Raw genomic sequence first — 21,956 nt, forward strand, 5'->3', positions numbered from 1 at the left:
GGGTGAAAATTCAGCGGGCGGCGACGGTGCGTCCCGGGCCCGTGCGGTTACGCTCTTGCACCGGCAGTTTGCTGCGGCAAAGACTGGTCACGTCCCGGTTTCCATGTGCGGGGCATGTATTTCATCGGGAGGATGCGGAATTGAACCGCGACATGACATGTTTGGCCCCGCGAGGGGGGCGCCGGTCCGGGGCGCGCCGGGCGCTGCTGGCGGGTTTGCATTTATTAATCCTGCTGGCGGCGCTGTGCCTTGGCGGCACCGGCGCTCAGGCACAGACTGCGGCGGATCCGGTGCAGACCGATGGCCGGATCGAAGTGGGAGAGGCGGCTGTTCGCGACAGTGAGATCCTGAGCCGGATCGAGAAGCTGCTGGCGGAAATCGAGGGATACGGGTCGGTGACCGTGTCTGTCTCCGAAGGCGTGGTCCGCATCACCGGCGAGGTGATCGACAACGCCGCCCAGGACCGGCTGACGCAGATCATCAACCGGGTTGCCGGGGTGGTGGCGATCGAAAATGAGACCCAGATCAGCGGCACCCTGGAGGAGCGGCTGGCCCCGGCCATGGAACGGATTGCCGCCCGGACCCGCAACCTGCTGGCAAACGGGCCGATCTTTCTGGTGGCGCTGGCTGCCTTTGCGGCGGTGGCGGCGGGCGGCTGGCTGCTGACCACGCGGATCGGCATCTGGACCCGGCTGGCGCCCAATGCCTTTATTGCCGATGTCTACCGGGCGGTGGCGCGGATTCTGTTCATTCTGACCGGGCTGGTGCTGGCACTCGACATCCTGAATGCCACTGCGTTGATCGGCGCGGTGCTGGGGGCGGCGGGGGTGGTCGGGCTGGCGCTCGGCTTTGCGGTGCGGGACACTGTGGAGAATTTCATTGCCTCCATTCTGCTCAGCCTGCGGCAGCCGTTCCGGCCCAATGACTTTGTCGATATCCAGGGCGATCAGGGCACCGTCGCGCGGCTGACCTCGCGCGCGACCATCCTGATCTCGCCCGAGGGCAACCACATCCGTATTCCCAACGCCACAGTGTTCAAGGGCCGCATCGTCAACTTCACCCGCGACCCGCGGCGGCGCTTCGGCTTTGATCTTGGCGTGGACGCGGACGCGGATCTGGCGGCGGCCCTGTCTACCGCCGTTGCCGCGCTGGAGGCGCAGCCCTTTGTGCTGGAGGATCCGGAGGTTGGTGCCTGGATCAGCGAAGTCGGTGATTCCAACGTGATCCTGACTTTCACAGGCTGGGTGGACCAGACCCGGGTGGACTTCGCCAAGGCGCGCGGCGAAGCGATCCGGGCCGCCAAGATGGCGCTGGAAGGGGCGGGCTTTGGCCTGCCGGAGCCGATCTACAGGGTCCGGCTGGACAACGCGCCCGTGGCAGCGGACGCCCGGGCCAAGGAGGCCCCGGCCGAACCGGGAGCGCGGGAAACAGCCAGCGCCGAATTGCCGGAAGCGGCCGACCCGGAGCGGGCGGAGCTGGCGGTTGCCGTAGCGGCGGAGCGGGAGCGCGAAGGGTTGGACGGCGGCGAAAACCTGCTGGACGCCGAGCAAAAGGCGGAGTGAGGCGGCCGCAATGGGCTTGCCTGGGCAAGAAACCGGCCCGGCTTCACAGAGCCGGGCCGGGACAATTCAATGACGGCAGTGTTAAATTTTTGCCGCGGAGGACCGCGGGCCTGCGATCAGCCAGGCAATGAAGCCCAGCACCGGCAGGATCAGGATAACGAGCACCCATACGATCTTGGCCGCGGTGGAGGCCCCGGATCCCAGGACCTGAATGATTGCGTAAATGTCGGCAGCCAGAACGAGAAGGCCAATCAGTCCATATTCCATCGTGTTTCCCCTTGGGCTTGATGATCTGAATACTCAACGCGCACAGCCGGAGATTGTTCCGAATTTAATCCAAACGGCTGGACCGCAGGGGCCGCTGCTCCAAACTCAGGGCTGTATGCCTCAGGCGATGCCAGAACATGAAAAAAGCGCAGCGGGCTGCGCTGCGCTTTTTATATCTGCCGGAAGTCAGGATCAGCTATCGTCCTTGGCATCTTCTTCCGGGCTTTGAATGTCGACGGTCGGGACAGTCACAGTCACGTCCTTGGAACCGGTTTCGATATCGCCGACATCAGCGTCGAATTCAGGCATCTGGCCGCCTTCAACGCTGACATCGACGTCGGGCAGGCGGGCTTCTTCGGTCTGATCAATGTCGATCATGTAAACAGCAAAAAGCAGCACAACAATGCCGGCCACCGCGGCGAAGATATAGGAGGGTTTCATAGTACTGTCCTTTCGGGTTGCTTCAGCCGGTCAACGCGCCTGTGTCCGAATTTGTTCCCGTGCTGTTTGCGGCCGCTGTTGGCATTTCCTAAGGTGTGTCGCTTCAATACGTTGATTGTAAAGGAAATATTTTTTGACCCGACCGAGGATATGCCGCGGTATTTTGCAGGGTTCGCAAGCCGGCGCCGCGGTCCCAAGGCGGAAGTTCGCCGCCCGACTGGTTTAGTATGACGGCTATGACCACCTTCACCTTGGCGCGAAGATGACTGTATTCGGGGTAGATCGGGTACAGGGCATGCGAAAACTTCTGGCCGGGTTCACGGCCTCGGAACCGAGCATTGCGACCTATCCCAAGTCTTGCGGCATAATCGAAACGGATGCGGAGGCCCGGGGCTGGGTGCAAAGGAAATTCAGTCCTCGGCACATCTCCCACGCAAGAGACGGCACCGGTATCAATGAAGCGGCAAGCCGGTGCTGCTGATGGCGCCGCTGAACGGAGACTAATAGCTGGACGCTGCCGGCGGCCGCCTCCGGAAGCTTTCTCCGTTTATGGCTGCCGGTTGAGGCAGGTTTCCATTTCGGTCTGCATGTTCTCGATGGCACTGCAGAGCCGTGCCGTGAAGGCCTCGGAGGTTAGAGACTGGGTGGCATATCCAGGTGTGAGAATCGAAACGCTGGAGCCGATTCGCGGCGTGAACCGGCGAATCGCCAGCCCTTCGGTTGTCTGGCGCTGCTGCAGACACCCATAGGCTGTGATCATGTCGCAAATCATGTAGCACATGCCAGCTGCAACGAACTGCAGCCCGGGCGCCCAGGTGCGCAGCTCCAGCCGCTTGCGGAACCGGCAGCCGCTGCGCTGAAACGCAGCCTCTGTCCGGGCCGTCATGGGGTGCTTTTCAAACAGCACCGCCATCGGCGCCCCGTCCAGGTCCTGCGGTGTGATCTCTTCCGCCGCGGCCAGCGGATCGCTTTCCGGAACGATGCAGACGCTTTCGAGGTCGAAATCCATCTGCTTGATGGACGGGCGCGGCACCGGGGTTTCGGCAAATCCGATGTCGTATTGCTGCGAGGCGATCAGATCCTCGATCACATCCGACGACCGCATGATCAGCGAGACCTCAAGCTCATCCTTGCCTAGCAGAAAATCCGTTAGAATCCGCGGCATGAACAGCCCGGCCGCCGCCGGGTGGCAGGCGACACGCAGCTTTCCGGCCTCGTGGCCGCGGATCTTGCTGACGGTGCGCTCGATCCGCTCGATGCGTTCCAGGACGGTCTCGCATTCCTCCAGAAAGAACCGCGCTTCCGGTGTCGGGATCAATTTGCCCTGCTCGCGGACAAACAGGCTGAAGCCCAGTTCGCCCTCCAGCGTTGAGATCATCGTGCTGACGGCGGGCTGGGTGCGCCCGACGGTGCGCGCGGCCTGCGAGATGGAGCCGCTGCGCATGACCTCGCGGAAGGTGAAGATCTGGCGGATCGAGAAGTTCATGGCGTGGGTATCAAGGCAATTTATGGAGTCACAGATATTTTGAAATTGATCTTATGCCCTTTGTCCAGCCAAATCCGCCAAACCGGTGAGGGGACACCGGAAGGAGGACCGATGGACACATTCTCAAAATACTTGCTGACGGGGCTGATCTGTCTGGTGGCGCTCGGGCAGTTTGTCCAGGTGGTCACCCGCTATCTGCTGCAGATCCCGGTGATGGGGCTGGAGGAGACCATGCTCTACCCGACTATCTGGCTCTACATCCTGGGCGCTGTGAACGCCTCGCGCGAGGATACCCACATCCGCGCCAACGTGCTGGAGATCGCCATCAAGACAGAGCGCGGCCATACCGTGCTGGCGATCATCGGGGAAATCATCAGCCTGACCGTCGGCCTGTGGCTGCTGAGCTGGGCCTGGGAATACACCCAGTACGCCTGGCGCGTCTGGAAGGAGAGCCCGACGCTCTACCTGCCGACATTCTATTCCGAAGTGGCGCTCGTGGCCGGTCTGGCCCTGATGATGCTCTACACCGCGGTGCACCTGTTCCGCCATATCAACGCCCTGCGCGCCGGAGCCGAAAAATGATTGAAATCGCACTCCTTGCCATCGCCGTTCTGGTTCTGACGCTGACCCTGGGCGTGCCGCTGCCCTACTGTTTTGGCGCCGCCCTGATGATCATGTATTTCCTGGGCGATGTGACCATGAAGGGCATGATGCTGTGGGGGTCCCAGCAGCTGGGCAACCCGGTTCTGCTGGCCATTCCGCTGTTCGTGCTGGCTGGCACCATCATGTCAGCCAGCGGTATCGCGGCCTCGCTCTTGAACTTCGTAAATGCTTTCATCGGCCATATCCGCGGCGGCCTGGGCGTGGTGGCGGCGGTCAGCTGCGCCATCATCGGCGCGATCTCCGGCTCCGGCCTGACGGGCATCGCCGCCATCGGCCCGCTGCTGATCCCCGAGATGGAGAAGCGCGGCTACCCGCGGGAATACGCCACCGCGCTGATTGCCAACTCATCCATCCTGGGCCTGCTGATCCCGCCGTCGGTCACCATGATCGTCTATGGCTGGGTGACCGACACCTCGATCCTCGCCTGCTTCCTGGCGACCCTGGGGCCGGGCCTGCTGATCATGTTCAACTTCTCGGCCATGAACCTGTGGATGAGCCGCAAGTTCAACCTGGTGCTGGACGACGCGCCCAGCTTTTCCCAGCTGGCAGGCGATGTGGCCAAGAAGGGCTTTAACGCCACCCCGGCACTGCTGATGCCGGTGATCATCCTGGGCGGCATTTATGGCGGCATCATGACCCCGACCGAGGCCGCGGCCCTGTCGGTGATCTATGCGCTGCCGGTCGGCTTCTTCATTTACAAGGGCCTCAAGTGGAACAGCTTCCTGGAGGCCGGCAAGGAAGCCGCCACGGCGGTGGGCGCGATCATGGTGATGATCCTGTTCTCGATGATCCTGAGCCAGATGTTCGTCTATGAAGCGATCCCGCAAAAGATGGTCAGCGCGATCTTCGAGATCACCGAGAACAAGGTGCTGCTGCTGATCTTCATCAACATCCTGCTGTTCCTGGTCGGCATGGTCGTGAACGACGTCACCGCCATCATCCTGATCGCGCCGCTCTTGCTGCCGCTGATGCAGGCAATCGGTGTCACCCCGGTGCAGTTCGCCGCGATCATGGGCGTGAACACCGCGATGGGCGGCGTCACCCCGCCCTATGCCTCAATCCTCTACCTTGGCGCGCGGATCGGCAACGTGAAGGTCACCAAGGTGATCCCGCCCGCGATGGTCCTGATCCTGACAGGCTATGTGCCGGTGGTCTTCCTGACCTCCCTGTGGCCCGACCTGTCGCTCTTTCTGCCGCGTTTCTTCGGCTACTGACCCCATCCCTGACACACCCCTGATACCCTACGGAGGAGACTACCCATGAAAAACTTTCTGACCGGCACCGCTGCTGCTGCCCTGATGTCGCTGGCGGGCCTCGCCCAAGCTGCCGACCTCAAGATGAGCCACGTGCGCCCGCAGGACACCACCATCGACAAGGAGCTGCGCGCCTTTGCAGCCCAGGTGAATGAGTCCACCGGCGGCGACGTTTCGATCAACATCTTCCCGGCCTCTGCGCTCGGCGACTACACCACCGTGCAGGAGCGCATCAGCGTCGGCGCCATTGACATGGCGACCCAGCCGGCTGCTGCCGCAGCAGACCGCCGGATGCAGATCAGCTCCTTCCCCTACCTGGCCAACACCTGGGCCGAGGCGCGCGAGATCTATGGCCCCGGCGGTGCGGTGCGCGACGTGATGGCAGAGCTTTATGCCAAGCAGGACATCACCATGCTGGCGGCCTACCCGGTCTACTTCGGCGGCATTGCGCTGAACACCGATGCGGTCAACCCGGGCGACCCGTCGCAGTCCAACGGCATCAAGGTGCGGGTGCCCGGCATCAAAAGCTTCCAGCTGACCGGCGAAGCGCTTGGCTACATCCCCTCACCGATCCCGTTCTCCGAAGCGTTCACCGCGATCCAGACAGGCGTGGTCGACGGCGTGATCGGCTCCGGCGCCGAAGGCTACTATGCCTCGTTCCGCGACGTGACCAAGACCTATGTGCCCGCCAACACCCACTTTGAGGTCTGGTACATGATCATCTCCAACGGCTCGCTGGCTGAGCTGGACGCAGAGGATCAGGAAGCGCTCAAGGCTGCCGCCGCCGACTTCGAGGCGCAGCGCTGGACCGTTGCCGAAGAGGATCAGGGCAAGTGGGAGCAGCGCCTGTCCGATGAGCTGGGTGCCAAGGTGGTGGATCTGAGCGACGACGAACTGTCTGCGATGGCCGCCAAGGTGCGCGAAGACGTCTGGCCGGTGGTGCTGGAAGACGTTGGCGCCGACTGGGGCCAGGGCATTCTTGACCAGATCGGCAAGTAATCCCGCATGACAGACCGGGGCGGCCGCGCGCCGCCCCGAAACCGCAGCCAACCTTTGGGGTACGGCAGAATGGAAGCAGATTATGCAGTGATCGGCGGCGGCGTTGTCGGCCTGTCGGTGGCCTGGGGGCTGCTGCGGCGCGGCAAGCGCGTCACGGTTCTGGACGGCGATGACGGCTCGTTCCGCGCCAGCCGCGGCAACTTCGGCCTGGTCTGGGTGCAGTCCAAGGGCATGAAGCAGCCGCGCTATGCCAGCTGGAGCCAGCAGTCCGCCGCCGCCTGGGCCGGATTTGCGGCGGAGCTGAAAGACGGCACCGGCCGCTCTGTCGGGCTGCAGCAGAACGGCGGTTACGACCTGCATTTCTCCGAGGAAACGCTTTACGCGACCGTCGCGCAATATGACACGCTGAAGGACAAGCTGGGCGGCAACTACCCTTATGAAGTGCTGGGCCGCAACGCGCTCAGCCGCGAAGAGCCGCATATCGGGCCCAAGGTCGCAGGCGCGATCCTGCATCACCAGGACGGCCACGCAAACCCGCTGCGCCTGCTGGTCTCGCTGGCCGACGACGTGCGGCGGCTGGGCGGCACGGTTCTGAACGGCAAGACCGTCACCGCGGTCTCCAAGCCGGATGCGTTCAAGGTCCAGTGCAGCGATGGCACCACCGTCACGGCCGGCAAGGTTGTGCTCTCCGCCGGTCTTGGCGCGATGGAGCTGGGCCCCAAGCTGGGCTTCAAGGCGCCGGTGCGGCCGCAGCGCGGCCAGGTGCTGATCACCGAGAAGCTGCCGAAACTGATCAACCGCCCCTCGCTGATTGCCCGCCAGGTGGACGAGGGCGGCATCCAGATCGGCGCCACCAACGAGGAGGTCGGGCTGGACGACAGCGTGACGCAGCCGGGCCTGTCGGGCCTCGCCGCCGAGGCGATCGCGGCCTATCCGGCGCTGGCCCGCGCGCAGCTGGTGCGCAGCTGGGGCGCCCTGCGCATCCTGTCGCCCGACGGCTTGCCGATCTACCAGGAAAGCCCCGAGATGCCGGGCGCTTACCTTGTCACCTGCCACAGCGGCATCACCCTGGCCGCGGCCCATGCGCTGTTCCTGCCCGACTGGCTGGAAGGCACCGCAGCCGCCCCTGATCTGGAGGTGTTCAGTGAAGACCGATTCCCCGTTTCTTGAGCTGGCAGGCGATGCCCCCCGTGTCCGGGTCTGGTTTGACGGTTTGCCGCTGGACCTGCCCGCAGGCGCTAACCTTGCGGCGGCGCTGCTAGCCGCCGGCGTGCAGGTGTTCCGCCACACGCCGGTCTCCGGCGCGCCGCGGGCACCGTTCTGCATGATGGGCGCCTGTTTCGAATGCCTGGTAGAGACCGGCGGCCGCGTGCAGCAGGCCTGTATGCTGGAAGTGGAAGAGGGTATGAAAATTGCCCGCCCGCATGAAGCGGAGGCCAATGATGCAACAATGTGATCTGGCCATCATCGGCGCGGGCCCGGCCGGCATGGCCGCCGCTGCCGAGGCAGCCCAACAGGGCCTGAGCGTCACCCTGCTGGACGAACAAAACTGCCCCGGCGGGCAGATCTACCGCGAGGTGGACCGCGCCGCGGGGCCGCGCGGCGGCATTCTGGGGCAAGAGTATCTGCACGGGGCAAGCTTGACGGCTGGCCTTGGCGCTTCGGGGATCACTCACCTGTCAGGTGCCGTTGTCTGGGCCATCGAGGATGGCTTCCGCATCTCCTTCATTCGCGCTGGCCGCGGTGAACAGGTGGAGGCCGCGCGGGTGATCCTGGCCACCGGCGCGCTGGAGCGCCCGATGCCGCTTCCCGGCTGGACCCTGCCGGGGGTGATGACCGCAGGTGCAGCGCAGATTCTCCTGAAGCAATCCGGCGTGCTGCCGCGCCGGGCCGTTCTCGTCGGCAGCGGGCCGCTGCTGTATCTGATCGCGGCGCAGATGGTGCGCGCCGGAACGCCGCCGCTGGCCCTGGTCGAGACCCAGACCGCGGCCAGCCCGCTGGCCGCTGGCCGTCACCTTCCCGGCGCACTGCGCGGCTGGCGCTATCTGGCGAAGGGCCTGAAGATGCTGGCGGAGATCAAGCGCGCCGGCGTGCCGCGCTATACCGGCGCAACGGAGATCGCGGTGGCGGGCAGCACCCGGGCCGAGGCGGTGACCTTCCGCAGCAAGGGGCAGGAGCATCGCATCGCTTGCGACACCGTGCTGCTGCATCACGGAGTTGTGCCGAACACCCAGGCCGCCTGCTCGATCGGGGTGCCGCATGTCTGGTCCGAAGCGCAGCAATGCTTTGTGCCTGAAACCGGGACCTGGGGCGAGACCGCCAAGCCAGGTGTTCTGATCGCCGGGGACGGCGCGGGCATCGGAGGTGCCATGGCCGCAGAATATGCTGGCCGAATCGCGGCCCTGAAAGCGGCGGAGGAGCTGGGCCGGATCACCGTGCAGGAGCGCGACCGCCTGGCCGCGCCGCTGTTCAGCCGCCGCAGCCGGGAAACAGCCGTGCGCCCGTTCCTCGATGCGGCCTATCCGCCCTATGGTCCCGCCCTGCGGCCCGCCGACAGCACCATCGTCTGCCGTTGCGAGGAAGTCACCGCAGGCGACATCCGCAGCTATGCCAAGCTCGGCTGCCTTGGCCCGAACCAGGCCAAAGCCTTCGGGCGCGCGGGCATGGGGCCGTGCCAGGGCCGCTATTGCGGGCTGACCGTGACTGCCCTGCTGGCGGAGGCCAACGGGCAGACTCCGGATGAGACCGGTTACTACCGCATCCGGCCGCCGATAAAACCCGTGACACTGGGCGAACTGGCAGCGATGGAAGACCCATCTGCCACTGCCGCCGAATAGGAGAACAAGATGATTGAACGGATCGAAACCGGCCCCCGAATGAGCAAGATCGTGAAGCACAACGGCGTGGCCTATCTCTGCGGCCAGGTCGGAGATGGCGCCGATGTGGCTGAACAGACCCGTGATTGCCTGTCCCGGGTCGAGGTGCTGCTGGAGAAGGCCGGCTCGTCGCCGCAGCAGATGCTGCAGGCGATTGTCTGGCTGGCCGACATGAAGGACTTTGCGGAGATGAACGCGGTCTGGGATGCTTGGGTGCCCAAGGGCCACGCCCCGGCCCGGGCCTGCGGCGAAGCCAAGCTCGCACGGCCGGATCTGAAGGTGGAAATCATCGTGACCGCCGCCTGCTGATAAGGCACCTTGGCACAGACCCTGAACCCGGCCCCGGCACCAGACCGGAGCCGGGCACTTTTTCGGGACCTCATGCGTTGTATACATAAAGCAGCAACGAGGTCTCATATGCTCAAGCAAGTCCTGCACCGCACCGCCCTGCACGCCGAGCGCCTGCTAGACAGGCTTTTGCCCCGCAGGCCGCGCCGCGGTGCTGATCTGGTGATCGATCCCTACATCGGATACGCCACACCGGAGCATTTGATCGTGCGCGGCCGTGTCCTGACACAACTGCGCGGCAGCACCCCGCGCGATGGCCAGAGCGTGCTGAAAAATGTGCGGCAGATGATCTCGCTCTTTCTGACGGATGAAGCCGCCGGCGTTACCGTGACCCACGATGGCACCACCGCGGTCAGCGATGAAGAGGGATATTTTCAGCTGCCGCTGCCGCCGGGCAGGGACCCGGGCTGGCACGAAGTTCAGGTTGCCATCGCCGATAGCGGGGCACAGACCGCGTGCCCGGTGCTTGTTCCCCGTCCGGAAGCCCGGTTCCTGGTGGTATCCGACATTGATGACACCGTGATGCAGACCTCCGCCTATTCGCTGGCCCGGAATTTGTGGACCACGTTCAGCGGCAACGCTCTGACGCGGCGCATCTTTCCGGATTCGGCGGATCTGCTCCGCCAACTGTCAGAAGAGGGCCGCAACCCTGTGTATTACGTCAGCTCCTCTCCCTGGAACATGCACGCCTTTCTGGCACAGGTGTTCCGGCAGGCAGGTCTGATCCGCGGCCCGATGTTCCTGCGTGACTTGGGGCTAAGCGAAACCCAGTTCATTTCCGCAGGCCACGGCAGCCACAAAGGGCAAAGTATCGACCTGCTGCTGAACGCGCATCCGTCCCTGCCTGCGGTGCTGATTGGCGATACGGGACAGAAAGATGCGTCCATCTACGCCGACGCGGTGCGCCGCCATCCGGGCCGTATATCGGCGGTGCTGCTGAGGGTGCCCGCGGACGGGCTGAGTGCGCAAGACAAACGCGATCTGGATGCTTTGAGGGAAACAGGCATCGCTGTTCATGCTGCATCCAGCTTTGCAGGGGCAGCCCAGAAGCTGGGGCTGAAACTGGCAGGTGGACTGCCCATTCAGCAAGTCCCCCGGCAGGGTTGAAAGGGCTCTGAGCTTGTGTCACCCGCCGCTGCACCCGGGTTCCGGGACAGCCGCCGAAACACCTGCGGGGGCTTCGCGGCTCTTAAAGGATGGTGAGTGACCGCAGACGCCACGCGGCCTCCTCGTGGAAGGTCCGGCGTGCGGCGGCCCAGTCCTTTGTCGCCGGATCATTGTGATTGGCAGCCAGCTCAGTCAGCGTGTGGAGGTGACCGGCCAATTGTTCATGCCCGCCCGCCAAGTCCGCGACCGTCCAGCCCGCGCCTGACTTTTGATCCTCTGCGACGGCGCGGGACTCCTTGATAACGTGTTCCAGCTGCGAGGGCGGCAAGTGTCCCATCACCCGCAGTTGTTCCGCCAGCTTGCCCGCTGCCGAAAACATGCTGGTGTAGTGCTGTTCGGTTACTTCTTTGACAGAGGGTGGCATCGCGCTGCCCGCGTCCCGGTGCAATGCGTGCGTCTGGAATACCAGGCGGCAAATACCGGAAAGAACAGCAGACAGCGCCTGTGCCAGAGCCGAAGTCTCGCGGGCACAGGTGGAAAGGCTGGATTCGGACGGGGCAAATTGCTGTGCGTCTGCCATGCGGCTCTCCTGTTCCTTGTTCAGAAAACAAACGCGGTCGCCGCCCCGAAGGTTCCGGGATCTGCAGTATGCCGGCCCCGGGTCAGGCGGGGCTCTGGGCTGCACGGATTTCGGGGCCGGCGTTCTTCAGCGGGCGGATTCCCGTTTCTCCGCTTCCATCACTTCCGGCCGGATCTGGGCCCATGTCAGGAGCGTGAAAACGACCGTGCCGCCGATAATATTGCCTGCCAGCACGGGCAGGAAGAAGCGGAACAGTGCCGGAATCACGGACAATTCTCCCTGTACCATCAGAAAGGCCATCTCAACGGAGCCCGCGATGATGTGGGTGAAGTCCCCCAAGGCAATCAGCCAGGTAATTATGATAATCAGCGGCAGCTCCGAACCATTGGCCTGCGGCAGCATCCAGACCAGCGCCGCAATCAGCACGCCCGCAGGGATGCCGCGCACCAGACCCTCGACCCACGGCATCCCGGTCGCGTGGTGGCTCAGCGCCAGCATCGCCTCTGCCATCTTTTCCGACATGACCGGGGCGAAGGCCAGGAAGGCGGCGGCAAGAAAGGCGCCCACAACGTTTGCCGCCAGCACCACCGCCCAAAGCCGGGCAGTGCGCCCTAACGACTGCCATGTCGGGCAGAGGGTCACCGGCACCACGGTCGTTATCGTGTTTTCAGTAAACAGCTGCATCCGGCCCAGAATGACTAGCACGAAGCCCAGCGTGTAACCCAGATTCTCAATAATGAACCGCCAGCTGCTCTCGGGCAGGCTGGAGCGGAGTATCGCCTCGCCCCAAACCGAGAAGCACATCAGCAGCCCCGCCGCCAGGCCCGACCACCACAAGGCCCGCACCGGGCGCCGCAGCTCTTCTTCCCCAGTCAGCCGGATAGCCTCGAAGATAAGCTTGGCGGACAGGCCAGTGGCCTCCTCCACCGCTTCGCGCTCCTTTTCTTCTGCGGCAAGCACATGCTTGTCAGTGGGGGTCATCATCGGTCTCCTGCTTGTCCGGAAAGCCTGCGCGGGTGCCGGGAGCGTTCCCGTGTCACCGCAGCGGCCGCGGCGGCTGGTTTTGGACCTGCCATCCGCACCGCTGTTTTCCTGTAAGCGGCGGCGGCCGGGGGGATCATTCTATTCGATACAGCTGCCCGTCATGGCGCGCGCAGCCTGCTGCCACTATAACGCCGTCCAAGCGGAAAAGTTCCCGGCACCACCAAGTTTGCAGGGCAGCTTCTGGGCATTTTGCCTCCGGAAGGGTTCGCAGGGGCACGGTCACAGCCTCTTAATTGCGGCGCTCAAGCCCGCGAAGCCGCCACTACGCGGCAATGTGCCGGGTGATCCGGGCGCTTTCCGGCCACAGTCCGGTGCGCCGGGCTGCCCACACCGCTCCGGCGACAGCGGAGAGGTTGGCGGCAACGGCCGCCGCCAGGATCCCGCTATAGCCAAAAACCCACACCCCAAGCCAGGCCAGCGGCACATAGACCAGCGTGATCCGCCCCAGGCTCAGCCCCATCGAATGCAGCGCCTTGGACCGCGCATTCATCGCCGCGTTTGCAGTCACGAGGATACCATAGCCGAACAGGCTCCAGCCGACGATCTGAAGATACCGGCGGGTGTAGTCCGCCGCCTCCGCGTCCTCGGCAATGGCAGAGGCGATCCAGCCGCCGCCCAGGCTCAGCACCGCGCCCAGGGCCAGGCCGTACACCAGGCAGAAGGCCCAGGCCTGCACCACCGCGGACTGCGCCCGCTCCTCCTTGCCTGCGCCCCAGTTCTGGCCGACCACCGGGCCGATCCCGGCAGACAGCGCCAGCAGCACCACAATCGCCAGCGACTGCACCCGCGTCGCCGCGCCGAACCCCGCCACCGCTGCATCGCCCAGCGTGGCCACCGCAGCGGTGACCAGCGCCATCCCCGCCGGGTTGATCGCATTGGAAAAGGCGGCCGGCGCGCCAACCTGGGTAATTTCGCGCAGGCTTCGCCACAAGTCCTGCCAGATCCGGCCGCACAGCCGCAAATATCCCGCATGAACGGCAAACGCGATGGCGCCGGCCGCGGCCGCCAGCCGCCCGGCCAGCGTCGCCAGCGCGGCGCCGCCGGTCTCCAACGCGGGCACCGGACCCCAGCCGAAAATGAACAGCGGGTTGAGCGCGATGTTCACAGCCGCCGCCAGTATCATGAACATTGACGCATGAACCGCATTGCCATGCGCCCGGAACAGCGCGTTGACCAGCATCATCAGCACCAGAAACGGGAACGACAGCGCCCAAAGCGGGACATAGGCGGAAATCTCCTCCATCACCTTGCCGCGCGCGCCCATCAAGCCGAAGATCTGTCCGTGCAGGACGTAAAAGCCAAGCGCCACCAGCACCGACAACAGCAGGCCGAGCCCCGCCGCATGCAGCGACATCCGCGCCACCGCGCTGTCCTCATCCTCGCGGCCCAGGGCCTGGGACACGGCAGCATTTGCGCCTGCCGACAACCCGATTGCCAGCGAAGCCAGTGCCGTTGTGACCGGATAGATGAACCCCACCGCTGCCAGCGGCGCGCCGCCCAGCTGGCCTAGGAAATACGCATCGGCCAATCCGATCGACAAAACTGCCAGAATGCCCAGCGACATCGGCGCCGAAACCCGCGCCAGCGCGCGCCAGACCGGCCCTTCGGTCAGATCAGACCGTGCCATACATGTACCTCCCGCTGCGGATGGGTGTTGCAGACCCAACGCCGCAACCGGGCGCAGCGTTCCCGGCAACCGGTAAAAGAGGTGAAAGCGTCAGCCGTCCCGCCCTGCGGATCTCGTACTTACCATAACCCGGATTATCACCCGCAGCGGCCGCCCGCCCGCGCGTGTCTCGCGGATCAGCTGTTGATCGTAACGGCGGCGCAGCCCTTCAGCGCCGCGGCGTCGTCGAGGATGACATACACCGGCGCCTCTATTCCGGTATTCAGTGCGAAGGGCTGGCGGAAGGCCTCCGCAAACACCTGCCGCGCCGGGGAGGCCAGCAGGCTGCGCGCCACCGCACCGGCGAAATAGATCCCCTGCGCGGGCAGAAACGCCAGCACCAGATTGCGCGCCAGCAGCGCCAGCAGCTCTGCATAGAACGCCTGAAACGCCTGCGCGCCTTGGTCATCGTCCGCAAACTGCCCCCGCACCGCCGCATGGCCGCGGCCGGAGAACAGATGTTCCACCGTAAGGAATTTCACAGCCGCATCACCAATCCGGCTGCGCAGATGCCCGGCTACGTCCAGCGGCAGGCTGACATGGCCGTATTCCACGTTGAGGCATTGCACCAGCCCGCCGGATTGCAGCACCGGCGACAGGTTGAAGCCGGTGCCGATGCCCACCACCAGCCGCTGGCCATCCTCGCTTGCGCCGTCCGCGGGCGCAACCACGGTGTCCAGACACTCCGGCCCCAGATGCGGGCAGGCCTGTCCCAGAGCGGCCAGGTCGTTGAGCAGATGCACACGCGCACCGCCCAGGCGCTGCGACAGCGCCGCAGCGTCAAAGTGCCAGTCGCGGTTGGTGAGCCGCGCGGTCGAGCCGGTGACCGGCCCGGCAATGGCAATCGCCACCTCCGCCACTCCTCCGGGCGCGGCGCCTTGCAGGTACTGGTTCATCACTTCCGCAAAGCCGGAAAACTCGTCATTGCGGAAGCTTTGCACCGTGTCCGCCAGCAGCGCACCACCCTCGGCCAGTCCCAGCCGGGTGTTGGTGCCACCAACGTCGGCGGCCAGCCGCAGCCCGGTCAATTCAGCCGCTCGCCGGTCGCGGGCGAGAAATAGGAGACCTTGGACAGGTCAAAGGCCAGATCCAGCATCTGCCCCGGCTGCGCCCGCGTCTCGGCATGAAGCCGCGCCGTGACCTGCTTGCCGCCGAGATTGGAGACCACATAGGTATCGGCGCCCGCAGGCTCCACCATGTCGATCAGGCAGGCGGCCTCCTGCACGCCTTCGCCGGCGCGAAAGCCCGCCTCGGCAATGTCTTCGGGGCGCACCCCCAGGATCACGTCCTGCGGCAGGCCGGTGGCGCGGGTGTCCTTCAGCACGATGGGCGCGCTGCCGCCGCAGTCCATTTCGATCCTTGTGCCCTGCCCGTTCGGCTGAGCGCGCGCCGGGATCAAGTTCATCGCCGGGCTGCCCATGAAGTCGGCCACAAACAGGTTGGCGGGCTTGTTATAGATCTCAGCGGGCGTGCCGATCTGCTGCACCACGCCGCCTTTCATCACCACGATCTTGGTGGCCAGCGTCATCGCTTCGATCTGGTCGTGGGTCACATAGACCATGGTGGCGCCGAGGTTCTGGTGCAGCTTCTTGATTTCGGTCCGCATCTCGACCCGCAGCTTGGCGTCGAGGTTCGACAGCGGCTCATCGAACAGGAACAGCTTGGGATCGCGCACCAGTGCCCGGCCCATCGCCACCCGCTGGCGCTGGCCGCCCGACAGCTGGCCGGGGCGGCGGTCTAGCAGCGCCTCGATCTGCAACTGCGCCGCGACCTCCTTCAGCTTGCGCGCCTGGGTGGCGGCATCGGCGCCGCGTACCTTCATGCCAAAGGTGATGTTCTTGGCAACCGTCATCGTCGGGTAGAGCGCATAGGATTGGAACACCATGGCGATGTCGCGGTCCTTGGGGCTCACATGGGTCATGTCGCGGCCGCCGATTTCGATCCGCCCGCCGGAGATCGGCTCCAGCCCGGCGATGCAATTGAGCAGCGTGGACTTGCCGCAGCCGGAGGGGCCGACCAGCACCAGGAAGTCTCCCGGCTCGATGCTGACGTTGATGTCCTTCAGGATCTCCGTCGAGCCGTAGTTCTTGCGCAGGTTGGTGATGTCCAGAATGGGAGCCATGAGTTTACCCTTTCACAGATCCAGCGGTCAGGCCGCGGATGAAGTATTTGCCGGCAACGGCATAGACCAGCAGTGTCGGCAGCGCGGCGATGATCGCGGCGGCCATGTCGACGTTGTATTCCTTCACGCCAGTGGTCGAGTTGACGATGTTGTTGAGCGCCACGGTCACCGGCTGGGTGCCCGCCTGGCTGAAGGAGACGCCGAACAGGAAGTCGTTCCAGATCTGGGTGAACTGCCAGATGACAGTGACGACGATGATCGGCAGGCTAAGCGGCAGGAAGATCGACCAGAAGATCCGGAAGAACCCCGCGCCGTCCACCTTGGCCGCCTTCACCAGGTCCTGCGGGATGGTGACATAGAAGTTGCGGAAGAACAGCGTGGTGAAGCCGATACCATAGATCACATGGACAAAGATCAGCCCCGGAATGCTGCCCGCCAGCCCCATCAGCCCCAGCATCCGCGCCATCGGCAACAGAACCACCTGGAACGGGATGAAGCAGCCGAACAGCATCAGCGAGAAGATCAGGTTGGCGCCCTTGAACCGCCATTGCGCGATCACATAGCCATTGACCGCCCCCAGCATGGTGGAGATCGCCACCGCAGGCACCGCGATCACCACGGAGTTCCAAAAGAACGGGCGCAGGCCTTCGCATTGGATGCCGGTGCAGGCCTCGGACCAGGCGGTGCGCCAGGCGTCAAACGTGACCTCGCGCGGGAAGGCGATCAGGCTGCCGGTGCGGATTTCCTCCAGGCTTTTCAGCGAGGTGGTGATCATCACAAAAAGCGGCATCAGGTAGAACAGGGCAAACAGGCCCAGCAAGGTAAACAGCAGCCAGCGCAAGGCGATGCGGCTCCAGTTCGTTGCCGCGGGGCGGGCGGGGTCCAGGGTCAGGTCAGTCATGCTTGGCCCTCAGCTCGGAGTAGAGGTAGGGAACGATGATCGCGAACACCACAGCCATCATCACCATGGCAGAGCTTGCCGCCTGGCCGATGTCGCCGCGCGAAAACGCCATCGTGTACATGTAGGTGGCAGGCAGATCGGTGGCATAGCCTGGGCCGCCGCCAGTGAGCGCAATCACCAAGTCGAAGCTCTTGATCGCCAAATGCGCCAGCACGATGAAGGCAGACAGGAAGATCGGCGCCATCGAGGGGATGATGATCGCGGTATAGATCCGCCACGCCGGGATGCCATCGACCTGCGCGGCCTTGATGATCTCTCCATCGACGCCACGCAAACCGGCCAGGAACAGCGCCATCACAAAGCCGGACGCCTGCCAGACCCCGGCGATGACCACCGCATAGATCGCCTTGTCCGGGTTGATCACCCAGTCAAAGGTGAAGCTTTCAAACCCCCAGCCGCGGACCATGGCCTCAATGCCCAGCCCTGGATTCATAATCCACTTCCAGGCGGTGCCGGTTACGATCAGCGACAGGGCCATCGGATACAGGTAGATGGTGCGCAGGACGCCCTCGGTGCGGATCTTCTGGTCCAGCAGGATCGCCAGCATCAGCCCCAGAACCATCGAGATCAGGATGAACAGGGTGCCGAACACGAACAGGTTCGACATTGCGGTGTCCCAGCGCGGCGCGCTGAACAGACGCTCGTACTGGATGAACCCTTCGATTTCGTATTTCGGCAGCAGGCGGGATCGGGTCAGCGACACCCAGGCGGTCCAGATGATGAAGCCGTAAACAAACACCAGCACAGCGGCGAAGGACGGTGCCAGCACCATCTTCGGAATATGACGTTCAAGCCATTGGGACATTGTAACGGCCCTTGAATAGGTGGCCCCGCATCCCGGAGGACGCGAGGCCCCGGGGGAGGATCACATGGAGTTGGCAACGGCGTCGGCCAGCATCTGCACGGCCTCATCCGAGGACATGTCCGAGTTAAAATGCGCGGTCACCACATCGGTGATGGCGCCCGACTGCGCGCCGCGCAGCGCCATGCCGTGGGCATAGCTGGGCAGCAGCGAGCCGTTTTCGGCGCTTTCGCCCATGTCCTTGGCCGACAGGTGCGCACAGGTGTCAAACGCGTCCAGTTCCACGTCCACCCGCGCCGGGATCGAACCCTTGTTGAGGTTGAACACCTCCTGGAATTTCGGCCCGACGATCAGCTTGGCCAAGAGATCCTGGCCCGCCTGCTTGTCCTCGCCGTCCACCTCGAACATGGCAAAGCTGTCGACGTTATACAGGAACCCGTCACCCGGCACCGAGGCGCAGAGGAAGTCTTTGCCCGGCTCCTTGCCCGCGGCCAGGAACTCGCCCTTGGCCCAGTCGCCCATGATCTGGAACGCCGCTTCGCCGTTCATCACCATAGAGGTGGCCAGGTTCCAGTCTCGGCCGGGGAAGTTGGCATCCACATAGCCGCGCATCTTGCGCATCTGGTCGAACACCGCGGCCATCTTGTCCGACTTCAGCGTGTCCATGTCCAATTCGACAAAGGCCTTGCGGAAATCCTCCGGCCCCAGGATGCCCAAGGCCACGGCCTCGAACACTGTGGCGTCCTGCCAGGCCTGGCCGCCATGCGCCAGCGGGGTGATGCCCGCTTCCATCAGCTTGTCAGCGGCGGCGTTGAACTCTTCCCAGGTCTGGGGCATTTCGATGCCGTTGGCCTCCAAGAGCGCGGCATTGGCCCAGATCCAGTCGACCCGGTGGACATTCACCGGTGCGGCACACCATTTGCCCTCGCATTTCATGTGCTCGGCGATGGAGCCGGGCAGCACATCCGCCCAGCCCTCGGCCTCCGCGACGGAGGAGATATCGGCCAGCACGCCTTCCTCGTACCATTCCTGGATGGCCGGGCCTTTCAGCTGCACCGCGGTCGGCGCGTTGCCGGACAGGACGCGGGCGCGCAGCGCGGTCATCGCCGCATCCCCGCCGCCGCCCGCGACCGGCATATCGGTCCAGGTGCCGCCGTTGTCGGCAAATTCCTGTTGCAGCACGGCAGCCGATTTGGCCTCGCCGCCGGATGTCCACCAGTGCAGAACCTCCGCCTGCGGCCCAGCCAATGCCGGAGCCGCACAGGCCAGCGCCACGGCCGATGCGGCCGCAAAAGCGGTGAATTTCATCGCTTATTCCTCCCTATAAGATGGCCGCTCCCCGCAGCCTTCCTGCCAAGTTTGCAAAAACATCCGGTCCGTTTTCAATCACCCTGCCGCCCGGCCCGGACCCGGCGCAGCAGATTTTCCGGCCAGCTGTTACCTGTTGTTACGCAGCAATGGATTTTGTTGCATGGTGTTACAAACTCGAGGCCGCAAAGGCTGTTTGGGGAGGACACAGACGAATGGCGATTCCGCGGCTGCTGGTGGTGGATGACGACGTTGAGACGCGCATGATGCTGACCCAGTACCTGCGCCAGAACGGCTTTATCGCGCTGCCCTGCGGGAGCGAGGCAGAGATCCGCGACCAGATCGCGGCGGGGCGGATCGACCTGATCCTGCTGGACGTGATGCTGGGCGACGAAAACGGGGTGGAGATCTGCACCCGGCTGCGCAGCGAACAGGATGTGCCGATCATCCTGGTCTCTGCCCTGTCCGCCGATCACCAGCGGATGGCGGGATATGAATCCGGCGCCGATGATTACATCGCCAAACCCTTCAACCCCGATTTGCTGCTGGCCCGCGTCCGCGCGGTGCTGCAGCGCGCGCGCCGCTCCTCCTCGCTGATCTACCGGCGCAGCGTCGCCACTTTCCGCTTTGCCGGCTGGACCTACGACGCCAAGCGGGACGAGGTGATCTCCCCCGCCGGGGTGCAGGTGGCGCTGTCGCGGCGCGAGACCGGCTTGCTCAAGGTGTTTCTCGCCAACCCGCACATCCCGCTCACGCGAGAGGAGATCGCCGCGGCGCTGGATGTGACCGGGGAGGGCGGAACGGACGAGGGCTCCGGCCGCGCAATCGACGTGCTGGTCGGGCGCCTGCGCTCCAAGATCGAACAGACCCCCAAGGATCCCCGGATGCTGCGCACCGAACGCGGCACCGGCTATGTCTTTGCGGTGGATGTCGAGACCGGCGAAGGCTGACACGCATGGCGCTGCGCCTCAGAACCCTGGGCCTGATCCTGCTGCCGCTCTCCTTTGCCGCCGGGCTGGCGGCGGCTTGGCTCTGGTTCCAGTCCGGCGCCAATTGGCAGGCGCATCTGACCCGCTCCACCATCGCGGGCATCACGCTGGACGGCACCCTGCGCCGCGGCGCCTCACCGCCCGACGGCGTGGCGGTCATCCCAGTGGACCCGGCGCAGGCGGCGTTTCTGGCCAGCGGCGATTACCTGCGGCTGGATGGCATCCCGAAACCAGCGTTCTTCACCAATGTCTCGATCCTCGACAGCGGTCCCGATCCCTTGTCGGGCGAGGTGCTGGCGCTGGTCATCGCCTCCGGCAGCCTGCGGTATCCGGTGGCGGAGCTGCCGCCCGCGGGCGGCCAGTCCGCGGCAGAGAAACTGGGCGCAGTCACGCGGCTGCTGGCCACCTATTGCAGCGAACCGGTGATCTTTGCCCGCGCCGGCTATGGCCCGTGGCAGCGGGTGGACGGCACCGCGGTCTGGGGCTGCACCGCCGCGCCCCGCGACCTGCGCCTGCCCGCGGTGCTGCTGTCGCTGCTGGTGCTGGCGGTGCTGGCAACCCTGGTGCTCGACACCTCCGCCCACTTCGGCCGCTTTGCCCGCGCCCTGCATGGCCGCCGCCGCCTCGGCGGTCCCGATGCCTATGCCGTGCAAGGCCCGGCCGAGCTGCAGGAAATCGTCGAAGCGGTGAACAGCCACCTGGAGGCCGAACGCGCGCAGCTTGCCAGCCGCGCCGCGGTGCTGTCCGGCGTCAGCCACGACCTCGGCACGCCCGCGACCCGCCTGCGGCTGCGCGCGGCGCTGATCCAAAACGCGGAGCTGCGGCAGAAGTTCGAAACCGATCTGGACGCCATGACCGGCATGATCGAAAGCGTGCTGACCTACACGCGGGCAGAGATGAGCGCCGAAACCCCGCGCCGCCTCTCCCTCACCTCGCTGATCGAGGCGGTCGCAGCCGATTATCAGGACTTCGGCAAACCGGTTGAGCTGCTTTGCCCCGAGCCGCAGGTAGCCGCTGGCGGACGCTCGGTCTTTACCTCCGCCCCTGGCCACAGCGCGATGCCGCCGGATCAGCCGATGCTGGTGGTGGCCCGCCCCGTGTCTTTGCAGCGGGCGGTCTCCAACCTGATCGACAACGCGCTGAAGTACGGCCGCCGCGCCGCAATCGGCCTCAGCGCCAATGCCGACCACGCCATCATCACGGTCGAGGACGAAGGCTCCGGCATGACGGCGGCGGAGATCACCGAAGTGATCGCCCCGTTCCGGCGCGGCGACAATACGCTCGCCATCGACGGCTTCGGGCTGGGTCTGACAATCGTCGCCACGGTAGCAGAGCAGCACGGCGGGCAGCTGTATTTCGAAGATGGCCGCCGCGGCCTGCGCGCCTGCCTTGAGATCTGCCGCAACTGACCGCGCCCTGAAGCATTGATCAGGATCATGGCATCAGCCGCAGGCGCTGGTTTAATGGCTGAAGCGGCACACC

The 21,956-nt window shown here is 64.9% G+C and carries 22 protein-coding genes; 11 read left to right on the forward strand and 11 right to left on the reverse strand.

The window, feature by feature from the left end; translation table 11 throughout:
• The first annotated feature begins 152 nt into the window (after positions 1 to 152).
• Positions 153 to 1,562, forward strand: a complete 1,410-nt coding sequence (locus tag ACXAED_RS24695) for a mechanosensitive ion channel domain-containing protein (protein ID WP_475054429.1) — start codon at positions 153 to 155, stop codon at positions 1,560 to 1,562.
• Between the two features lie 81 nt (positions 1,563 to 1,643).
• Here ACXAED_RS24695 and ACXAED_RS24700 read toward each other — a convergent pair whose 3' ends face one another.
• The 3 genes from ACXAED_RS24700 to ACXAED_RS24710 form a co-directional block, all read right to left on the reverse strand.
• The gene (locus ACXAED_RS24700; protein ID WP_475054430.1) at positions 1,644 to 1,829 is read right to left on the reverse strand and encodes a PLDc N-terminal domain-containing protein; all 186 of its coding nucleotides are present in this window, start codon (positions 1,827 to 1,829) and stop codon (positions 1,644 to 1,646) included.
• A gap of 192 nt (positions 1,830 to 2,021) precedes the next feature.
• Positions 2,022 to 2,270 carry a hypothetical protein gene (locus ACXAED_RS24705; RefSeq protein WP_475054432.1) on the reverse strand — a complete coding sequence of 83 codons (249 nt, stop codon included), beginning with the start codon at positions 2,268 to 2,270 and terminating at the stop codon, positions 2,022 to 2,024.
• Positions 2,271 to 2,817: 547 nt separating this feature from the next.
• On the reverse strand, positions 2,818 to 3,756 hold the full coding sequence (locus ACXAED_RS24710) for a LysR family transcriptional regulator (RefSeq protein ID WP_475054433.1): 939 nt from the start codon (positions 3,754 to 3,756) through the stop codon (positions 2,818 to 2,820).
• 111 nt (positions 3,757 to 3,867) lie between these two features.
• Here ACXAED_RS24710 and ACXAED_RS24715 point away from each other — a divergent pair, with 111 nt between their 5' ends.
• The 8 genes from ACXAED_RS24715 to ACXAED_RS24750 all read left to right on the forward strand — a co-directional run bounded on the left by ACXAED_RS24715 (position 3,868) and on the right by ACXAED_RS24750 (position 11,002).
• Positions 3,868 to 4,338 carry a TRAP transporter small permease gene (locus tag ACXAED_RS24715; RefSeq protein WP_475054434.1) on the forward strand — a complete coding sequence of 157 codons (471 nt, stop codon included), beginning with the start codon at positions 3,868 to 3,870 and terminating at the stop codon, positions 4,336 to 4,338.
• Positions 4,335 to 5,633 carry a TRAP transporter large permease gene (locus ACXAED_RS24720; protein WP_475054436.1) on the forward strand — a complete coding sequence of 433 codons (1,299 nt, stop codon included), beginning with the start codon at positions 4,335 to 4,337 and terminating at the stop codon, positions 5,631 to 5,633. Before ACXAED_RS24715 ends, ACXAED_RS24720 begins: the two co-directional genes overlap by 4 nt.
• 45 nt (positions 5,634 to 5,678) lie before the next feature.
• The gene (dctP, locus tag ACXAED_RS24725; protein ID WP_475054438.1) at positions 5,679 to 6,671 is read left to right on the forward strand and encodes a TRAP transporter substrate-binding protein DctP; all 993 of its coding nucleotides are present in this window, start codon (positions 5,679 to 5,681) and stop codon (positions 6,669 to 6,671) included.
• 69 nt (positions 6,672 to 6,740) lie between these two features.
• Entirely contained in the window at positions 6,741 to 7,841 is a 1,101-nt protein-coding gene (locus ACXAED_RS24730; RefSeq protein ID WP_475054440.1) for an NAD(P)/FAD-dependent oxidoreductase, read from the forward strand.
• On the forward strand, positions 7,816 to 8,127 hold the full coding sequence (locus tag ACXAED_RS24735; RefSeq protein ID WP_475054442.1) for a (2Fe-2S)-binding protein: 312 nt from the start codon (positions 7,816 to 7,818) through the stop codon (positions 8,125 to 8,127). The genes ACXAED_RS24730 and ACXAED_RS24735 overlap by 26 nt, the downstream gene beginning before the upstream one ends.
• Positions 8,114 to 9,508, forward strand: coding sequence for an FAD/NAD(P)-dependent oxidoreductase (locus ACXAED_RS24740; RefSeq protein WP_475054445.1), 1,395 nt, complete (start codon positions 8,114 to 8,116; stop codon positions 9,506 to 9,508). Before ACXAED_RS24735 ends, ACXAED_RS24740 begins: the two co-directional genes overlap by 14 nt.
• Positions 9,509 to 9,517: 9 nt before the next feature.
• Positions 9,518 to 9,856: a RidA family protein gene (locus tag ACXAED_RS24745; RefSeq protein WP_475054447.1), complete on the forward strand. Its 339-nt coding sequence runs from the start codon at positions 9,518 to 9,520 to the stop codon at positions 9,854 to 9,856.
• Positions 9,857 to 9,964: 108 nt separating this feature from the next.
• On the forward strand, positions 9,965 to 11,002 hold the full coding sequence (locus ACXAED_RS24750; RefSeq protein ID WP_475054450.1) for an App1 family protein: 1,038 nt from the start codon (positions 9,965 to 9,967) through the stop codon (positions 11,000 to 11,002).
• Between the two features lie 82 nt (positions 11,003 to 11,084).
• On the opposite strand, the gene ACXAED_RS24755 is transcribed toward ACXAED_RS24750, so the two are convergent.
• The 8 genes from ACXAED_RS24755 to ACXAED_RS24790 form a co-directional block, all read right to left on the reverse strand.
• Complete coding sequence (locus ACXAED_RS24755) at positions 11,085 to 11,582, reverse strand: ferritin-like domain-containing protein (RefSeq protein ID WP_475054451.1); 498 nt, start codon at positions 11,580 to 11,582, stop codon at positions 11,085 to 11,087.
• A gap of 126 nt (positions 11,583 to 11,708) precedes the next feature.
• Positions 11,709 to 12,566: a formate/nitrite transporter family protein gene (locus ACXAED_RS24760; RefSeq protein WP_475054454.1), complete on the reverse strand. Its 858-nt coding sequence runs from the start codon at positions 12,564 to 12,566 to the stop codon at positions 11,709 to 11,711.
• 322 nt (positions 12,567 to 12,888) lie between these two features.
• Positions 12,889 to 14,253, reverse strand: coding sequence for an MATE family efflux transporter (locus ACXAED_RS24765; protein WP_475054456.1), 1,365 nt, complete (start codon positions 14,251 to 14,253; stop codon positions 12,889 to 12,891).
• Positions 14,254 to 14,429: 176 nt separating this feature from the next.
• On the reverse strand, positions 14,430 to 15,320 hold the full coding sequence (locus ACXAED_RS24770; RefSeq protein WP_475054458.1) for a glucokinase: 891 nt from the start codon (positions 15,318 to 15,320) through the stop codon (positions 14,430 to 14,432).
• Positions 15,317 to 16,414, reverse strand: a complete 1,098-nt coding sequence (locus ACXAED_RS24775; RefSeq protein WP_475054460.1) for an ABC transporter ATP-binding protein — start codon at positions 16,412 to 16,414, stop codon at positions 15,317 to 15,319. Before ACXAED_RS24775 ends, ACXAED_RS24770 begins: the two co-directional genes overlap by 4 nt.
• Positions 16,415 to 16,418: 4 nt before the next feature.
• Positions 16,419 to 17,315, reverse strand: a complete 897-nt coding sequence (locus tag ACXAED_RS24780) for a carbohydrate ABC transporter permease (protein ID WP_475054461.1) — start codon at positions 17,313 to 17,315, stop codon at positions 16,419 to 16,421.
• A complete protein-coding gene (locus ACXAED_RS24785) occupies positions 17,308 to 18,180 on the reverse strand; it encodes a carbohydrate ABC transporter permease (RefSeq protein WP_475054464.1) in 873 nt (290 codons plus the stop codon). Before ACXAED_RS24785 ends, ACXAED_RS24780 begins: the two co-directional genes overlap by 8 nt.
• 60 nt (positions 18,181 to 18,240) lie before the next feature.
• A complete protein-coding gene (locus ACXAED_RS24790; protein WP_475054465.1) occupies positions 18,241 to 19,485 on the reverse strand; it encodes an ABC transporter substrate-binding protein in 1,245 nt (414 codons plus the stop codon).
• A gap of 215 nt (positions 19,486 to 19,700) precedes the next feature.
• Between ACXAED_RS24790 and ACXAED_RS24795 the strand changes: the two genes are divergently transcribed.
• Together ACXAED_RS24795 and ACXAED_RS24800 are read left to right on the forward strand one after the other, a co-directional pair.
• Positions 19,701 to 20,435 (forward strand): response regulator transcription factor, encoded by a 735-nt coding sequence (locus ACXAED_RS24795; RefSeq protein ID WP_475054468.1) that lies wholly within the window; start codon positions 19,701 to 19,703, stop codon positions 20,433 to 20,435.
• A 5-nt stretch (positions 20,436 to 20,440) separates the two neighbouring features.
• Positions 20,441 to 21,883: a sensor histidine kinase gene (locus ACXAED_RS24800; protein WP_475054470.1), complete on the forward strand. Its 1,443-nt coding sequence runs from the start codon at positions 20,441 to 20,443 to the stop codon at positions 21,881 to 21,883.
• The last annotated feature ends 73 nt before the right edge of the window (positions 21,884 to 21,956 follow it).

The sequence above is a fragment of the Leisingera sp. ABM4_103 genome (assembly GCF_056158685.1).

Coding starts and splice junctions, on each gene's coding strand:
- ACXAED_RS24695 (WP_475054429.1), top strand. CDS start 153: ATGACATGTTTGGCCCCGCGAGGGGGGCGCCGGTCCGGGGCGCGCCGG.
- ACXAED_RS24700 (WP_475054430.1), bottom strand. CDS start 1,829: ATGGAATATGGACTGATTGGCCTTCTCGTTCTGGCTGCCGACATTTAC.
- ACXAED_RS24705 (WP_475054432.1), bottom strand. CDS start 2,270: ATGAAACCCTCCTATATCTTCGCCGCGGTGGCCGGCATTGTTGTGCTG.
- ACXAED_RS24710 (WP_475054433.1), bottom strand. CDS start 3,756: ATGAACTTCTCGATCCGCCAGATCTTCACCTTCCGCGAGGTCATGCGC.
- ACXAED_RS24715 (WP_475054434.1), top strand. CDS start 3,868: ATGGACACATTCTCAAAATACTTGCTGACGGGGCTGATCTGTCTGGTG.
- ACXAED_RS24720 (WP_475054436.1), top strand. CDS start 4,335: ATGATTGAAATCGCACTCCTTGCCATCGCCGTTCTGGTTCTGACGCTG.
- dctP (WP_475054438.1), top strand. CDS start 5,679: ATGAAAAACTTTCTGACCGGCACCGCTGCTGCTGCCCTGATGTCGCTG.
- ACXAED_RS24730 (WP_475054440.1), top strand. CDS start 6,741: ATGGAAGCAGATTATGCAGTGATCGGCGGCGGCGTTGTCGGCCTGTCG.
- ACXAED_RS24740 (WP_475054445.1), top strand. CDS start 8,114: ATGCAACAATGTGATCTGGCCATCATCGGCGCGGGCCCGGCCGGCATG.
- ACXAED_RS24745 (WP_475054447.1), top strand. CDS start 9,518: ATGATTGAACGGATCGAAACCGGCCCCCGAATGAGCAAGATCGTGAAG.
- ACXAED_RS24750 (WP_475054450.1), top strand. CDS start 9,965: ATGCTCAAGCAAGTCCTGCACCGCACCGCCCTGCACGCCGAGCGCCTG.
- ACXAED_RS24755 (WP_475054451.1), bottom strand. CDS start 11,582: ATGGCAGACGCACAGCAATTTGCCCCGTCCGAATCCAGCCTTTCCACC.
- ACXAED_RS24760 (WP_475054454.1), bottom strand. CDS start 12,566: ATGATGACCCCCACTGACAAGCATGTGCTTGCCGCAGAAGAAAAGGAG.
- ACXAED_RS24765 (WP_475054456.1), bottom strand. CDS start 14,253: ATGGCACGGTCTGATCTGACCGAAGGGCCGGTCTGGCGCGCGCTGGCG.
- ACXAED_RS24775 (WP_475054460.1), bottom strand. CDS start 16,414: ATGGCTCCCATTCTGGACATCACCAACCTGCGCAAGAACTACGGCTCG.
- ACXAED_RS24780 (WP_475054461.1), bottom strand. CDS start 17,315: ATGACTGACCTGACCCTGGACCCCGCCCGCCCCGCGGCAACGAACTGG.
- ACXAED_RS24785 (WP_475054464.1), bottom strand. CDS start 18,180: ATGTCCCAATGGCTTGAACGTCATATTCCGAAGATGGTGCTGGCACCG.
- ACXAED_RS24790 (WP_475054465.1), bottom strand. CDS start 19,485: ATGAAATTCACCGCTTTTGCGGCCGCATCGGCCGTGGCGCTGGCCTGT.
- ACXAED_RS24795 (WP_475054468.1), top strand. CDS start 19,701: ATGGCGATTCCGCGGCTGCTGGTGGTGGATGACGACGTTGAGACGCGC.
- ACXAED_RS24800 (WP_475054470.1), top strand. CDS start 20,441: ATGGCGCTGCGCCTCAGAACCCTGGGCCTGATCCTGCTGCCGCTCTCC.